At 69.6% G+C, this 15,826-nt stretch carries 15 protein-coding genes and 1 pseudogene; 14 read left to right on the plus strand and 2 right to left on the minus strand.

Translation table 11 applies throughout. The features are described from left to right. Position 1 precedes the first annotated feature (1 nt). From CI785_RS12915 to CI785_RS12935, 5 genes and pseudogenes are all read left to right on the plus strand, one after another. Positions 2–421, plus strand: coding sequence for a DUF3151 domain-containing protein (locus CI785_RS12915; RefSeq protein WP_104048786.1), 420 nt, complete (start codon positions 2–4; stop codon positions 419–421). 244 nt (positions 422–665) lie between these two features. Beyond that, positions 666–869: a helix-turn-helix domain-containing protein gene (locus tag CI785_RS12920; protein WP_105032489.1), complete on the plus strand. Its 204-nt coding sequence runs from the start codon at positions 666–668 to the stop codon at positions 867–869. 168 nt (positions 870–1,037) lie between these two features. Next, positions 1,038–1,535: a DUF2975 domain-containing protein gene (locus CI785_RS12925; protein ID WP_105032490.1), complete on the plus strand. Its 498-nt coding sequence runs from the start codon at positions 1,038–1,040 to the stop codon at positions 1,533–1,535. After that, positions 1,535–1,747, plus strand: a pseudogene (locus CI785_RS17570) (helix-turn-helix domain-containing protein); the annotation flags it as partial. The gene CI785_RS12925 and the pseudogene CI785_RS17570, both read left to right, overlap by 1 nt. A gap of 131 nt (positions 1,748–1,878) precedes the next feature. Next, entirely contained in the window at positions 1,879–2,748 is an 870-nt protein-coding gene (locus tag CI785_RS12935) for an oxygenase MpaB family protein (RefSeq protein WP_105032491.1), read from the plus strand. Between the two features lie 150 nt (positions 2,749–2,898). Here CI785_RS12935 and CI785_RS12940 read toward each other — a convergent pair whose 3' ends face one another. After that, on the minus strand, positions 2,899–3,501 hold the full coding sequence (locus tag CI785_RS12940) for a hypothetical protein (RefSeq protein WP_105032492.1): 603 nt from the start codon (positions 3,499–3,501) through the stop codon (positions 2,899–2,901). Positions 3,502–3,724: 223 nt separating this feature from the next. On the opposite strand from CI785_RS12940, the gene CI785_RS12945 reads away from it, so the two are divergent. Next, positions 3,725–5,014 (plus strand): adenylosuccinate synthase, encoded by a 1,290-nt coding sequence (locus tag CI785_RS12945; protein WP_105032682.1) that lies wholly within the window; start codon positions 3,725–3,727, stop codon positions 5,012–5,014. A 34-nt stretch (positions 5,015–5,048) separates the two neighbouring features. Here the strand turns inward: CI785_RS12945 and CI785_RS12950 are convergent, their stop codons facing one another. Further along, positions 5,049–5,555, minus strand: coding sequence for a DUF427 domain-containing protein (locus CI785_RS12950; protein WP_105032493.1), 507 nt, complete (start codon positions 5,553–5,555; stop codon positions 5,049–5,051). An 81-nt stretch (positions 5,556–5,636) separates the two neighbouring features. On the opposite strand from CI785_RS12950, the gene CI785_RS12955 reads away from it, so the two are divergent. The 8 genes from CI785_RS12955 (at position 5,637) to mmsB (ending at position 15,660) form a co-directional block, all read left to right on the plus strand. After that, positions 5,637–6,443, plus strand: coding sequence for a carbon-nitrogen hydrolase family protein (locus CI785_RS12955; protein WP_105032494.1), 807 nt, complete (start codon positions 5,637–5,639; stop codon positions 6,441–6,443). A gap of 70 nt (positions 6,444–6,513) precedes the next feature. Continuing rightward, a complete protein-coding gene (locus CI785_RS12960) occupies positions 6,514–7,506 on the plus strand; it encodes a LacI family DNA-binding transcriptional regulator (protein WP_240615205.1) in 993 nt (330 codons plus the stop codon). Between the two features lie 150 nt (positions 7,507–7,656). Continuing rightward, a complete protein-coding gene (gene araB / locus CI785_RS12965) occupies positions 7,657–9,384 on the plus strand; it encodes a ribulokinase (protein ID WP_105032496.1) in 1,728 nt (575 codons plus the stop codon). After that, a complete protein-coding gene (locus CI785_RS12970; RefSeq protein WP_105032497.1) occupies positions 9,381–10,094 on the plus strand; it encodes an L-ribulose-5-phosphate 4-epimerase in 714 nt (237 codons plus the stop codon). Before araB ends, CI785_RS12970 begins: the two co-directional genes overlap by 4 nt. Continuing rightward, entirely contained in the window at positions 10,091–11,605 is a 1,515-nt protein-coding gene (araA, locus tag CI785_RS12975; protein WP_105032498.1) for an L-arabinose isomerase, read from the plus strand. The genes CI785_RS12970 and araA overlap by 4 nt, the downstream gene beginning before the upstream one ends. 58 nt (positions 11,606–11,663) lie before the next feature. Further along, positions 11,664–12,779, plus strand: coding sequence for a multiple monosaccharide ABC transporter substrate-binding protein (gene chvE, locus CI785_RS12980; protein WP_105032499.1), 1,116 nt, complete (start codon positions 11,664–11,666; stop codon positions 12,777–12,779). A gap of 111 nt (positions 12,780–12,890) precedes the next feature. Beyond that, entirely contained in the window at positions 12,891–14,420 is a 1,530-nt protein-coding gene (gene mmsA, locus CI785_RS12985; RefSeq protein WP_105032683.1) for a multiple monosaccharide ABC transporter ATP-binding protein, read from the plus strand. Positions 14,421–14,424: 4 nt separating this feature from the next. After that, positions 14,425–15,660 carry a multiple monosaccharide ABC transporter permease gene (gene mmsB, locus CI785_RS12990; RefSeq protein ID WP_105032500.1) on the plus strand — a complete coding sequence of 412 codons (1,236 nt, stop codon included), beginning with the start codon at positions 14,425–14,427 and terminating at the stop codon, positions 15,658–15,660. Positions 15,661–15,826: the final 166 nt, after the last annotated feature.

A 15,826-nucleotide genomic window follows, 5' to 3' on the forward strand; every position in this document is an offset into this window, starting at 1 on the left:
GATGTCCGACGAGTTCCGGAAGAACCTGCTGGGGCCCGAGCCCACCCTCCTCCCCGAGGAGCCCGACGTCGTCGACCGCCTCGCGGCCGGTGACGAGGCCGTGGACCTCGCGGCGAAACACCCGACGTCGTCGCTCGTCTGGGCGATCCTGGCGGACGAGGCGTACGCCGAGGGCCGGACCATCGAGTCCTACGCCTACGCCCGCACCGGCTACCACCGCGGCCTCGATGCGCTCCGTCGCAGCGGGTGGCGCGGCGCCGGTCCCATCCCGTACTCGCACGAGCCCAACCGCGGCTTCCTCCGCGCGCTCTACGCACTCGGCCGCGCCGCCGCGTCGATCGGCGAGATCGAGGAAGCGGAGCGGATCGCCGTGTTCCTCAGGGAGTCGGACCCCGAGGCGAGCGCGCAGCTCGCGGGCTGACCCACTCCCTGGCCGCCGCGGCGTGCGCCGCTCCGGCGGAGGGAGAGCAGAGATGACGGGATCCGCTCCGGTGGGCCCGTCATTTCTGCTCTCTGCGCTCGGCGTCCCACCACCCGACTACGGGGTCCGGTACTCGGCTGCGCTGCCATAAACGAGTAGTCCCCATTCTTGTGCCGATGTGACCAACGCGACCAGAGTTAAAAGCTCCACAGACGGTGGTGAGGCGAACGGAAGTGGGGCTGGAATGTCCACGAACATCAATGCGGGGCAGTTGTACACGGTGGCGGAAGTTGCGGCCATGATGAGGGTCTCGAAGATGACGGTCTACCGGATGGTGCAGTCGGGCACCATCCAGAGCATCCGGTTCGGGAGATCCTACCGCGTGCCGCAGAGCGCGGTGCGGGACTACCTCGAGGCGGCCAACCGCGGATCGGACTACTCGATCTGATCGCTGCACGCGGGCCCCGGACGTCCACGGGGCCCGCTGCAGGGATGGCCGGCACCTCCGAACGAAGGCGATGCCGCACGCCCATTCAAGGCGGGTCGATGCCGTTTTCCTTGAAGTATGTATTGATTAACGATAGCTTTGTGCTGAGAATCAGCAGAAGGAGCTGTCATGGGAAAATCTACCGTCCTCGCCCTGCGGATCGTGCTGTGCATGATGTTCGCGGGCTCCGTCTTCATCCAGGTGGTCATGGTGCCACTTCTGGGGGTCGACCTGGAGCAGGCCGACCCCGATGTGGCGCTCATCCGCACGCCGCTGGTGGTGCTCACCGTGCTGACGATCCTCGCCCTGCAGGTCGCGATGGTCTGCGTCTGGGGACTGCTGGCCATGGTGCGGCAGGGGACGGTCTTCTCGGGTGCGGCCTTCCGGCTGGTGAACATCGTGATCGGGGCGTTCACCGCAGCCAGCCTGCTGACCTTCGGGCTGGGCGTCGCGCTGGCTCCGGGCGAGGCTGTGGCGCCGGGAGTGGTGCTGCTGATCGGCGGCATGGCCGTGTGCATCGCGGCCGTGGCGCTGATCGTGCTGGTGCTCAGGGCGCTGCTGGTGCAGGCGGTGGACCGGGACGCCGAGGCCCGTCAGCTGCGCACCGAGCTGGACGAGGTGATCTGATGCCGATCGTGGTGCGGATCGACGTCGAACTGGCGAAGCGGAAGATGAGCGTGGGGGAGTTCGCGGAGCGGGTGGGGCTGACGCCCGCCAATGTGGCGGTCCTCAAGAACGGCCGCGCCAAGGCCGTCCGCTTCAGCACCCTCGAGGCCATGTGCAGGGTCCTCCGCTGCCAGCCCGGTGACCTGCTGGAATGGGCCGACGATGACGACGACGACGGTGACGACGACGCAGTGCAGGCCGGTGCTGCAGAGGTCGCCGGTCCTGGGGCCGGACCGGGTGCTCCAGCGCCGGTCGACGGGGCGTCGGTCGGCGGTGGTGCTGCCCGGCGCTCCGGGGGCGGCAGGTGAAGGACCTCGCCCGGTTCTTTCCCGCGGCCCCGGCACCCGGTACCGCCGGGGACGCGGGTCTCTTCGGCCCGCACTCGACCGCCTGGCGCATCGCCCGCGAACGGTTGATCGTGGCCGGGGGGCCGGCGGCGCTCCTGCTGCAGGTGGCGCACCCGCTCGTGGCCGAGGGGGTGCGTGCCCACAGCGGATTCGCCGACGATCCCTTGCGCCGCCTGCGCGGCACCCTCGACGCCGTCCTGACCGTCACCTTCGGCGACCGCATGCAGGTGCAGGCGGCCGCCGGGTACGTGGAGCGCAGGCACCGTCCCGTCCGGGGAACCCTCCCCGTCGAGGGCGGCGGGATCCCTGCGGGCACGCCCTACAGCGCGACCGACCCGGACCTGACGCTGTGGGTGTTCTCGACGCTCGTCTGGACGGCGCTGGAGGTCACGGACGCCTTCCACCGGCCGGTGCCCGCCGAGGAACGGGATGCCTACTATCGGGACATGAGGCGGCTCGCCCGCCTCTTCGCCGTCCCGGACGAGGTCCTGCCGGAGGACTACGCAGCGCTCGACAGGTACGTGGCCCGCCAGGTCCGCACCACGCTCGACGTCGGTGCCGCCGCGAAGCAGATCGCCCGGCAGGTCCTCGCCCCGGAGCCGCCGCTCGTACCCCGGCCGCTCCGGTCCGTTCCCGCCGTCCTGGCGGCGGGCGTCCTACCACCCGTCCTGCGCGACGCCTACGGACTGCCGTGGAGGCGGCGCGAGCGCGCGGTGTTCGCCGTCGTCCGCCGGGCCGCGCGCCTCGCCGTGCCCCTGCTGCCCGCCCGCATCCGCTACTGGCCTCACTACCTCGTGGCGCGGGGCCGGATGCGCGCCGAATCCTGACGGCCCGCCGGGCGAGACCGGCGGCGTCGTGCACGCCTTCTGAAGCACCGGTCGTCGGGGAGAGGTGTGTCGCCCCCTGGCACACGGTGCCGGGGCGGGAGCGCATGCACGAAGCCTCGGGCACGGCGTCGGTCGGCCGGAGGCGCCCGCCTACTGCTCCGGACGGCGGATCGTCGTGGTCACCGCGACCAGCTGCGGACGCGGCGGGGCCGAGCTGAAGCCGAACCGAACCGGCGGGCTCACCGGCGCCAGGGTGCCGAGGTCCACGCCGCGCCAGATCGCCGTCGCACCGACGATGGCGCGGGCGGAGGTGACGCCGTAGTACTCGGTGCGCCCGTGCCCGGCCGAGCCGGCCGTCGCCACGCCCTTCACGAGCCGTGACGCCACCGGATTGACGAGCGCCAGCCAGCGGGGATGCGTGGCCAGGCCGGTGGGGACCAGGCCCAGCAACCGCCCGAGGAGGGTGACACCGCCGATCCCGGCCCGTACGTGCAGCTCCCCGGCCTCCACCACGAGCCGGTCGCTCGTGAGGGTGGACGTGACCGGCGTGAGCACCACGTCGTCGAACGTGTAGGTGGCCCGGACGTAGTCGGCGATCTCCTGGCCGGGGGCGAGCAGCGTCCGCCGGCCCGCGGCGTCCTCCAGCATCACGTCGGTGAAGGACCCGAACGGCGAGGTGTCCCAGCGGCCGATCACCAGCCGCGTCCCCGACGTGGTCCCGATCCCGGCGATGTGTCCTTCGAAGCGGTCCATGACCCCATTCTGCACGGGCCGAGCGGGCGCCGTGGGGGCCGGTGCCGGCCCCCGCGCCGGTCACGCCCGGCGTTTTTCGGCGCCGGCAGGGCGGCTCGGCTAAACTCGGACGGTAAGAGCCCCAGTGGGCGCACTTCCCGTGCGGCCGGTTGGGGCGTTCTGATGCACGGCGTGCCTGCCGCGGTTGCGCGGCGAGGACCCGTACCGAATGGGGGAGGATCCCATGCCAGCAATCGTCATCGTCGGAGCCCAATGGGGCGACGAGGGTAAGGGCAAGGCCACCGACCTGCTGGGCGGCCGGGTCGACTACGTCGTGAAGCCCAACGGCGGCAACAACGCCGGGCATACCGTCGTCGTCAACGGCGAGAAGTACGAGCTGAAGCTCCTCCCCGCCGGCATCCTCAGCCCCAACGCCGTCCCGATCATCGGCAACGGCTGCGTCATCAACCTCGAGGCGCTCTTCGAGGAGATCGACGGACTCGAGGCGCGCGGAGCCGACACCTCCAAGCTGCGCGTGTCCGCGAACGCCCACCTCGTGGCGCCCTACCACCAAGTGCTGGACAAGGTCACCGAGCGCTTCCTCGGCAAGCGCGCCATCGGCACCACGGGCCGCGGCATCGGTCCCGCGTACATGGACAAGGTGGCCCGTCTCGGCCTGCGCGTGCAGGACGTGTTCGACGAGTCCATCCTCCGCCAGAAGGTCGAGGGCTCCCTCAAGCAGAAGAACGAACTGCTCGTGAAGGTCTACAACCGGCGCGACGTCCAGGTCGAGGAGGTGGTGGAGTACTTCCTGTCCTTCGCCGAACGCCTCAAGCCCCTCGTCATCGACTCCACCTTCGTGCTCAACGAGGCGCTCGACGCCGGCAAGGTGGTCCTCATGGAGGGCGGCCAGGCCACGTTCCTCGACGTGGACCACGGCACCTACCCGTTCGTGACGTCGTCGAACCCCACCGCGGGCGGCGCGTCCGTGGGCTCGGGCATCGGCCCCACCCGCATCTCCCGCTCGATCGGCATCATCAAGGCGTACACCACGCGCGTGGGCGCCGGACCGTTCCCCACGGAACTGTTCGACGACATGGGCCTGTACCTGCAGAAGACCGGCGGCGAGTACGGCGTCAACACCGGCCGCCCGCGCCGCTGCGGCTGGTACGACGCCGTCCTGGCGCGCCACGCCTCACGCGTCAACGGCTTCACCGACTACTTCGTCACCAAGCTCGACGTCCTCACGGGGATCGAGAGCATCCCGGTGTGCGTGGCGTACGACGTCGACGGCGTGCGGTACGACGAGATGCCCATGACGCAGACCGACTTCCACCACGCCAAGCCGATCTTCGAGTACTTCGACGGCTGGACCGAGGACATCACCGGGGCCAGGACCATCGAGGACCTGCCGGACAACGCGCAGACCTACGTGCGGGCGCTCGAGAAGCTGTCCGGCACACGGTTCTCCGCCATCGGCGTGGGCCCGGACCGCGACCAGACCATCGTGGTCAACGACCTGATCGGCGGCTGACACCGCCTGTCGTCGGCTGTGCGGGGTCCTGGGGCTACCAGCCCCAGGTTCCCGTGCCGCCCTTGAACGGCCCGACGATCGCCCCGGTGACCCACCCTCCGTAGAAGTCGCCCTCCTGCGCCTGCACCGTCTCGCCATCGACCGTGCAGCGCTCCATCCGCGAGGGATAGATCGCGGCGCGCGAGGCCAGGTCCTCGTACCCCCGCACCGGGGAGGGGTAGGTCCACGCGCCGCGCGGGCTCCGGGTACTGCCGGCGACGACGTCGAAATAGCTCGCGGCGCCCTTGAACTCGCAGTGCGTGGTGCCCTCGACGGGGACCAGGACGCCCGGCGCGAAGTCGGCGAGCGGCAGGTAGTAGACCGGCGGGTGGCTCGTCTCGAGCACCCGCACCGCGCTGTCCGTGGAGACGATCACCTGCCCGCCGAACCACACCTCGATCACCATCGTGGTCCGCTCCACCCGAGGTGGCCTCGGGTAGTCCCACACGGACTCCTGGCCCGGCCCGGGCGGCGTCCGCCTGCTCTGCATCGGGTTCCTCATGGGAGAAAGGCTACCCGGGCGTGCCCGACGGGGAGTCTGTACGCTGGACGCAAGGCACGGCACACACGTGAGGGCGGGAACATGTTGGTCAGCGTTGGTCAGTTCCGGCCGGGTGGGGACACCCCGGCCAACCTGGCGGTCATGCGGGAGCTCGCCGCCACCGCCCGCTCCGAGGGATCGGAGCTGATCGTCTTCCCCGAGGAGTCGATGCTCGCGATCGGCGAGGTCGAGGGTTCGCTGCAGCAGGCCGTGGAGGCCACCTGGACCTCCTTCGTCCAGCAGCTGTCCTTCATCGCCGCCGAGTACTCCCTCGGGATCGTCGCGGGCGGGTACGAGCCCAGCGGTGAGCAGCGACCCTTCAACACCCTCGTCCTCATCGACGCGACCGGCCGGATCGTCGACACGTACCGCAAGCTCCACCTCTACGACGCCTTCAGCTACCAGGAGTCCACCCGCATCAAGCCGGGAGACGGCGGGATCACGGTCGCCGAGATCGGCGACGTGCGGGTGGGTCTCATGACGTGCTACGACATCCGGTTCCCGGAGCAGGCACGCGCGCTCGCGGACGCCGGGGCGGACCTCCTCTGCGTGCCGGCGTCCTGGTTCAAGGGCGATCACAAGATCGAGCACTGGGAGACGCTGCTGAAGGCCCGGGCCATCGAGAACACCCTGTGGGTGGCTGCCGCCGGGACCTCCAGCGACCACACGATCGGCCATTCGGCCATCTTCGACCCGATGGGGATCCCGCAGGTGCACCTCGAGGAGGAGGAGCGCGGCGTCGTGACCACGCAGGTCTACCGCCGCAGGGTCGACGACGTCCGGGAGTTCCTGCCGGTGCTGCGGAACCGGCGCTTCACCCGGAATGACACCATTGTCGACGCCCACTGAGGCCGCGGGTCCGGTCGTCGGTACCGCCGGGAGGCGTGACCGGCCCGCCGAGACCGCGCGCGCCGCCAATATCCGGGACGTGGCACGCCGGGCGGGCGTCTCCCACCAGACCGTCTCCCGCGTGATCAACGGTCATCCGAGCCTCCGGCCCGAGACGCGCGACCGCGTGCTGGCGGCCATGGACGAGCTCAGCTTCCGTCCCAACCGCGCCGCCCGAGCCCTCGTGACCAGCCGGTCCACCACCATCGGCGTCCTCGTGAGCAAGGGCTTCGAGTACGGGCCCGCCGCCAGCCTGCAGGCCATCGACAGCGCCACGCGCGAGGCGGGCTATGCCGTCGACGTCGCGCACCTCGACGACGCCGAGGGCGGGTCGATCCGCGCAGCCCTGGACCGTCTCCTGGCCCACAACGTGGACGGCCTGATCATCCTGGCCCCGCAGACGCAGACCTTCGCGGAGATCGAGCGCCTCTCCATCTCCCTGCCGTTCGTGACGGTCCACTCGGCGCGGGCCCACGACGACCACCGACTGTCCGTGGACCAGTCGGGCGGGGCCGCGCTCGCGACCCGCCACCTGCTGCAGCTCGGCCACCGGAGGATCGCGCACATCGCCGGACCCGAGGGCTGGTTCGAGACGGAGGCACGCATACGGGGGTACCGCGGCGAGCTCGAGGCCTGGGGGCAGGAACCGCAGGCCCTGCTGTCCGGCGACTGGACGGCGGAGTCGGGGTACCGCGCGGGGCTCGCCCTGGCGGCCGATCCGGGCGTCACCGCGGTGTTCTCCTCGAACGACCAGATGGCGCTCGGGATGCTCCATGCGTTCCGCGAGCAGGGGCGCCGGGTGCCGGAGGACGTCAGCGTGGTGGGGTTCGACGACGTCCCGGAGGCCGCGCACTACTGGCCGCCGCTGACCACCGTCCGGCAGGACTTCCCGGAACTGGGCCGACGCTGCGTGGCGAGGCTGCTCGGCCTGATCGGCGAGGAGGGGGCCGGTAACCTCTCGATCGCCGCGCCCGACGTCGTCCCGGAACTCGTGGTCCGGGCCTCCACGGTCGCTCGGACCTGATGCCGGCCCGCCCTGCGCATTGACACATCACACCGCCGCACGCCTACACTGGTGTCCGCGAATGTGAACGGTCACATAGACCGCGCATCCGCACTCCGATCCACCAGAGCACTGCTTCGCGGTCTCGAGAAGAACAAAGAGGTCCTTCCCTTGAGTGACTCCACCCCTGACGCCCCGGCCGAGCAGAGCGGCCGCCCCACCTACGTCATCGGCGTCGACTACGGGACCCTGTCCGGGCGTGCCGTCGTCGTCCGTGTCTCCGACGGCGCCGAACTCGGCGCCTCGACGCTCGAGTACCCGCACGCCGTCATGGATGCCACGCTCGCGGCCACGGGGGAGCAGCTCCCGCCCGAGTGGGCCCTGCAGGTGCCCTCCGACTACGTCGACGTGCTCCGCACGGCCGTTCCCGCCGCCGTCCGGGAGGCGGGGATCGACCCGCAGGACGTCCTCGGCATCGCCACCGACTTCACGGCCTGCACCATGGTCCCCACCCTCGCCGACGGGACGCCGCTCAACGAGGTGCCGGGCTACGAGGGCCGCCCGCACGCCTACGTGAAGCTGTGGAAGCACCACGCCGCCCAGGGCCAGGCCAACCGCATCAACGCACTCGCCGCCGAGCGCGGCGAGGCGTGGCTGCCGCGCTACGGCGGACTGATCTCCAGCGAATGGGAGTTCGCGAAGGGCCTCCAGCTGCTCGAGGAGGACCGCGAGCTGTACGACCGGATGGACCACTGGGTCGAGGCCGCCGACTGGATCGTCTGGCAGCTCACCGGGCAGTACGTCCGCAACGCCTGCACCGCCGGCTACAAGGGCATCTACCAGGACGGCGCCTACCCGTCCGAGGAGTTCCTCGCCGCGCTCAACCCCGACTTCGCAGGGTTCGCCCGCGAGAAGGTGGAACACACCATCGGTGCGCTCGCGTCGAAGGCCGGCACCCTCTCGGAGCAGGCCGCGGGGTGGACCGGCCTGCCGGCGGGCATCGCCGTCGCGGTCGGGAACGTGGACGCCCACGTCACGGCTCCTGCCGCGCAGGCCACGGACCCCGGCCAGATGGTGGCCATCATGGGCACCTCGACGTGCCACGTCATGAACTCGGACCGCCTGAGCGAGGTGCCGGGCATGTGCGGCGTCGTCGACGGCGGGATCGTCGAGGGATTCTACGGCTACGAGGCCGGTCAGTCCGGCGTCGGTGACATCTTCGCCTGGTTCGTCGCGAACCAGGTGCCCGGCGAGATCCGGGACGCGGCCACCGCGCAGGGCCAGAGCGTGCACGAGTACCTCACCGAGCAGGCGCAGGACGAACCCGTGGGTGCGCACGGACTCGTCGCCCTCGACTGGCACTCCGGCAACCGCTCCGTCCTTGTGGACCACGAGCTGTCAGGCACCATCGTGGGACTGACGCTCGCCACCAAGCCCCACGAGGTCTACCGCGCACTCCTGGAATCGACGGCCTTCGGGACACGCAAGATCGTCGAGACCTTCAACGCCGCCGGCGTGCCCGTCACCGAGTTCGTCGCCGCCGGCGGCCTCATCCGCAACCCGTTCCTCATGCAGGTCTACGCCGACGTGCTGAATATGCCCATCTCCATCATCGGCAGTTCCCAGGGGCCGGCCCTCGGCTCCGCCATCCATGCCGCCGTCGCCGCCGGTGCCTACGAGGACATCCACGCGGCCGCCGCCGCGATGGGCCGCCTGAACCGCGCCGCGTACACCCCCGACGCGGACCGCGCCGCCGCCTACGACGCCCTGTACCGCGAGTACACCGAACTGCACGACTACTTCGGCCGCGGCACCAACGACGTCATGCACCGGCTCAAGGCCCTCCGCCGCTCGGCCCGCACCCAGCAGGCCCCGATGCAGCAGGCGGTGTCCGCATGAGCCGGTTCACCCCTGGGGTCGAGGCCGCCATCGACGCCGTGCGCCAGGACGTCGCCGCCCTCCACGCCGAACTCGTGCGCTACGGCCTGGTGGTGTGGACCGGCGGGAACGTCTCCGGCCGGGTGCCCGGCGCGGACCTCTTCGTCATCAAGCCCTCCGGCGTCGGCTACGACGAACTGACGCCGGAGAACCAGATCCTGTGCGACCTCGACGGCAACGTCATCGCGGGGACCCCCGGATCCGAGCGGTCGCCGTCGAGCGACACCGCGGCGCACGCCTACGTGTACCGGCACATGCCCGACGTCGGCGGCGTGGTGCACACCCACTCCACCTACGCGGTGGCCTGGGCCGCGCGCGGCGAGCCGATCCCCTGCGTGATCACCGCCATGGCGGACGAGTTCGGCGGCGAGATCCCCGTCGGTCCCTTCGCCATCATCGGCGACGACTCGATCGGCCGCGGGATCGTGGAGACCCTGACCGGCCACCGCTCGCGCGGCGTGCTCATGAAGAACCACGGGCCCTTCACCATCGGCCGGGATGCCAGGGACGCCGTGAAGGCCGCCGTCATGCTCGAGGACGTGGCCCGGACCGTCCACATCTCCCGCCAGCTCGGTGACCCCGCGCCCATCGGGTCCGAGCACATCGACTCCCTCTTCGACCGGTACCAGAACGTGTACGGTCAGCCCTCGACCCCAGGAGCCCACGCATGAGCCCCCTCAGCACCACCCTCGACCCCTACGAAGTCTGGTTCGTCACCGGCAGCCAGGACCTCTACGGCGAGGAGACGCTGCAGCAGGTCGCGGAGCAGTCCCAGGAGATCGTGCGCATGCTCGGCGACGCCGGCCTGCCCGTGAAGGTGGTCTGGAAGCCGACGCTCAAGGACTCCGCCTCCATCCGGCGCATGGCGCTCGAGGTCAACGCCGACGACGCCGCGATCGGCGTGATCGCCTGGATGCACACCTTCAGCCCGGCCAAGATGTGGATCGCCGGACTCGACGCCCTGCGCAAGCCGCTGCTGCACCTGCACACCCAGATCAACGTGGCCCTGCCCTGGGGCGAGATCGACTTCGACTTCATGAACCTCAACCAGGCCGCCCACGGCGACCGCGAGTTCGGGTACATCCAGTCGCGCCTCGGCGTGCCGCGGAAGACCGTCGTGGGACACGTCTCCAGCCCCGAGGTCTGCGCCAAGGTCGCCACCTGGCAGCGCGCCGCCGCGGGCTGGGCCGCCGTGCACGAGCTGAAGGTCGCCCGCTTCGGCGACAACATGCGCAACGTCGCCGTGACGGAGGGTGACAAGACGGAGGCCGAGCTGCGCTTCGGTGTCTCGATCAACACCTGGGGCGTCAACGACCTCGTCGCCGCCGTCGAGGCCCAGTCCGACGCCGCTGTCGACGCCCTCGTGACCGAGTACGAGGAGACCTACGACGTCGCCCCCGAGCTGCGCCGCGGCGGGGAGCGCCACGAGTCCCTGCGGTACGGTGCCCGGCAGGAGCTCGGGTTGCTGTCCTTCCTCGAAGACGGCGGGTTCGGCGCCTTCACCACCAACTTCGAGGACCTCGGGGCGCTCCGGCAACTGCCCGGCCTCGCCGTCCAGCGGCTCATGGCCCGCGGCTACGGCTTCGGCGCCGAGGGCGACTGGAAGACCGCCGTGCTGGTGCGCGCCGCGAAGGTGATGGGTGCGGGACTGCCGGGTGGCGCCTCGCTCATGGAGGACTACACGTACCACCTGGTGCCCGGGGAGGAGAAGATCCTCGGGGCGCACATGCTCGAGATCTGCCCCACCCTGACCACGACGAAGCCCTCCCTGGAGGTGCACCCGCTCGGGATCGGCGGCAAGGAGGACCCGGTGCGGCTGGTGTTCGACACGGACGCCGGCGCCGGCGTCGTCGTCGCGATGTCCGACATGCGCGACCGCTTCCGCCTCACGGCCAACGCCGTCGAGATCGTCCCGCCCGACGCCCCGCTCCCCAACCTGCCGGTCGCGCGCGCAGTGTGGAAGCCGGAGCCGAACCTCGAGACGTCCGCTGCCGCCTGGCTCAGTGCCGGGGCGGCGCACCATACCGTCCTCACCACCGCCGTGGGTCTCGAGGTCTTCGAGGACTTCGCGGACATCGCCGAGGTCGAACTGCTGCGGATCGACGCCGACACGAAGCTGCGGGACTTCCAGCGCGAACTGCGCTGGAACGCGGCCTACTACCGGCTCGCGCAGAAACTCTAAGAACTTTCTCCAGAAAGCCGGCACCGCTGCCGGAAACCACTCACAAGAAAGTCCCACCATGAATCGGAACTATCTGGCCGGCATCGCGGCCGCCAGCATCCTGACCCTCAGCCTCACCGCCTGCGGTGGCAGCAGGGGCGGCGGCGACGCCGCCGCCGAGGGCGGGTCCAACGAGGGCGCCAAGATCGGCGTGGCCATGCCCACGCAGCAGTCCGAGCGCTGGATCGCCGACGGCGAGAACGTCAAGAGCCAGCTCGAGGACCTCGGCTACGAGGTGGACCTCCAGTACGCCAACGACGACATCCCCACGCAGGTCTCGCAGATCGAGAACATGATCAACGGTGGCGTGAAGGCCCTCGTCGTCGCGTCGATCGACGGCACCACCCTCACGAGCGTGCTCGACCAGGCCGAATCGCAGGACATCCCGGTCATCGCCTACGACCGCCTCATCAACGAGTCGGACACCGTGGACTACTACACCACCTTCGACAACGAGGAGGTCGGCGTCCAGCAGGCCACCTCGCTGCTCACGGGCCTCGGGATCCTCGACGCCGAGGGCAAGGAGACCGGCGCGGCGGGTCCCTTCGACGTCGAGCTCTTCGCCGGCAGCCCGGACGACAACAACGCCACGTTCTTCTGGGACGGCGCCATGAAGACGCTGAAGCCCTACCTGGACAGCGGCGTGCTCCGCGTCCCCAGCGGCCAGACCGACTTCGAGCAGGCGGCGATCCTCCGCTGGCTGCCCGACACCGCGCAGGACCGCATGGAGGACCTGCTCACCGTCGGCGGCGGAGAGCGCCTCGAGGGCGTCCTCTCCCCGTACGACGGACTGTCGATCGGCATCATCTCGGCCCTGACCTCGGGCGGCTACTCCGCCGACGAGCTGCCCGTGGTCACGGGCCAGGACGCCGAGGTGGGATCGGTGAAGTCGATCATCGCCGGCGAGCAGTACTCGACGATCTTCAAGGACGTCCGGGAACTCGGCAAGCAGGCCGTCACCATGGTGGACGCGCTCATGAAGGGCGAGGAGCCCGAGGTCAACGACACCGAGACGTACGACAACGGCGTGAAGGTGGTCCCGTCCTACCTGCTCGAGTCCGAGATCGTCACGGTCGACAACTACGAGGAATCCCTCGTGGAGACCGGTTACTACACCGAGGACGAGCTCAAGTAGCCCTCCCGTAGCTCCATGATGCCTGTGGCTCCGGACCGTCCTGGTCCGGAGCCACAGGCGCCCTCGCCCGGCGGCTGCCGGGACTTCCACTCGAGTAAGCGAGGCATGACCATGGCGGAGAACATCCTTCGGATGCGCCGCATCACCAAGACCTTCCCAGGCGTGAAGGCACTGCAGGACGTCACCCTCGACGTCGAGCGTGGAGAAGTCCACGCGATCTGCGGGGAGAACGGGGCCGGGAAATCGACCCTCATGAAGGTGCTGTCGGGCGTGTACCCGCACGGCACGTACGACGGCGACATCGAGTTCGACGGCTCCGTCGTGGAGTTCAAGGACATCCGCGACAGCGAGCGCGACGGGATCGTCATCATCCACCAGGAGCTCGCCCTCTCGCCGTTCCTGTCCGTGGCCGAGAACATCTTCCTCGGGAACGAACGCGAGAAGCGCGGCTTCATCGACTGGAACGAGACCAATGTGGAGGCGGGGAAGCTCCTGCGCCGCGTGGGCCTCGACCTTAACCCGGTGGTACGGGCCGGTGACATCGGCGTGGGCAAGCAGCAACTCGTCGAGATCGCCAAGGCGCTGTCCAAGAACGTCCGGCTGCTCATCCTCGACGAACCCACCGCGGCGCTGAACGACGAGGACTCCGCGCACCTCCTGGGGCTCGTCAAGGGGCTCCGCTCCGAGGGCATCACGTGCATCATCATCAGCCACAAGCTCAACGAGATCCGGGAGATCGCCGACTCGGTGACCATCCTCCGGGACGGGCGCACCATCGAGACGCTCAGCCTGCATGACGGTTCGGTCACCGAGGAACGCATCATCCGGGGCATGGTGGGGCGCGACATGGAGAGCCGCTACCCCGAGCGCACGCCCGTCATCGGCGAGGAGGTCCTCCGGGTGGAGGACTGGACCGTGCACCACCCCCAGGAGACCTCCCGGGTGGTCGTGGACTCGGCGAACCTCTCCGTCCGCGCAGGCGAGGTGGTGGGGATCGCAGGCCTCATGGGGGCCGGGCGCACCGAGCTCGCCATGAGCGTGTTCGGGCGGAGCTACGGCTCCCGCATCACCGGGACCCTGTACAAGAACGGGACCGCGATCGCGCCGCGCACCGTCAGTGAGGCCATCGGGCACGGCATCGCGTACGCCACCGAGGACCGCAAGCGCTACGGGCTCAACCTGATCGACGACATCAAGCGCAACGTCTCCGGCGCCGCCCTCGGCAAGCTCGCGAAGCGCGGCTGGGTGGACAGCGGCCGGGAGGCCGTCGTCGCCGGTGACTACCGCAGGTCCATGAACATCAAGGCGCCCTCCGTCACCTCCATCACGGGCAAGCTCTCCGGCGGGAACCAGCAGAAGGTGGTGCTCTCCAAGTGGATGTTCTCGGACCCCGACGTCCTGATCCTCGACGAACCCACGCGGGGGATCGACGTCGGCGCCAAGTACGAGATCTACACGATCATCAACCGGCTCGCGGCCGAGGGGAAGGCCGTGATCGTCATCTCCTCCGAGCTCCCCGAGCTCCTCGGCATCTGCGACCGCATCTACACCCTCGCCGAAGGCCGCATCACCGCGGAAGTGCCCATCGGGCAGGCGACCCCAGAACTCCTCATGCAGTACATGACCAAGGAAAAGGACTGACTCCATGGCAACCACCGTCAAGGACCCCCACGTCGCGACGACGCCGCCTCCCGTGAAGAACGGGTTCTCCTTCCTGACCAGCAGGCTGCGGCAGATCGGCATCTTCGTAGCCCTCATCGCGATCGTGACCCTGTTCCAGGTACTGACCGGCGGAGCGCTGCTGCAGCCGGACAACGTCTCGAACATCATCGTGCAGAACAGCTACATCCTCCTGCTGGCCATCGGCATGGTCATGATCATCGTCGCCGGGCACATCGACCTGTCGGTCGGGTCGGTGGCGGCCTTCGTCGGCGCGATGTCCGGCATCATGGTGCAGGACTGGAGCTTCCCCTGGTGGGCGGCCTTCCTCGCATCGCTGGTCATCGGCGGACTCGTGGGCGCCTGGCAGGGTTTCTGGGTGGCCTACGTGGGCATCCCGGCCTTCATCGTCACGCTGGCCGGCATGCTCGTGTTCCGCGGCCTGACGCAGATCGTGCTCGAGAACCAGCGCATCACCGGCTTCCCCGAGGAGTACCGCCAGCTCGGCGGCGGCTTCCTGTTCCCGGGACTCTTCCCGGCGGAGACCAACCTCCTCGACTGGACCACCGTGGGCCTCGGCGTCATCGCCGTCGCCCTGCTCGTGGCCACGCAGCTGCGCGGCCGGGCGACCCGCGCCCGCCTGAAGCTCGAGGACGAGCCGGCGTCGTGGTTCTTCACGAAGCTCGGGTTCATCGCGGCCATCATCCTCGGCCTGACCTACCTGCTCGCCAGCTCGCGCAGCGGGACGCCGATCGTGCTCGTGGTCCTCGGCGTGCTGATCGTCGGCTACAGCGCGGTGATGAGCAACAGCGTCTTCGGCCGCCACATCTACGCCGTCGGCGGCAACCTGCAGGCGGCACAGCTGTCGGGCATCAACACCAAGCGCATCGACTTCATGCTCTTCGTCAACATGGGCGTCCTCGCAGCGCTGGCCGGCCTCATCTTCACGGGCCGCCTCAACTCCGCGGGGCCGGGTGCCGGCAACCTGTTCGAGCTCGACGCCATCGCGGCGGCGTTCATCGGAGGTGCGGCGGTGACGGGCGGTGTGGGAACCGTGATCGGCGCCATCACCGGAGGGCTCATCATGGGCGTGCTCAACAACGGGATGTCGCTGCTCGGCGTCGGCATCGACTACCAGCAGTTCATCAAGGGCATGGTGCTCCTGCTCGCGGTCGGGTTCGACGTCTTCAACAAGCGGCGCGCCTCGAACGCGCTGAAATAGGACCGACGAGAAAAGTTTCCGGGCGGGCGTAACTTTCACGTCCTCCGCGTCGATTACCCGTATGTAAGCCGCACCGAGGTCTTTCCCCCAACAGACCTCGGTGCGGCCTTTTCGTTGGCCCGGTCTGCGCGGCCGGGCGCTTCGGGGGAGGGGCCAGCGGTTACGA

This window comes from Arthrobacter ruber (genome assembly GCF_002954225.1).
GTDB lineage: Bacteria > Actinomycetota > Actinomycetes > Actinomycetales > Micrococcaceae > Arthrobacter_D > Arthrobacter_D ruber.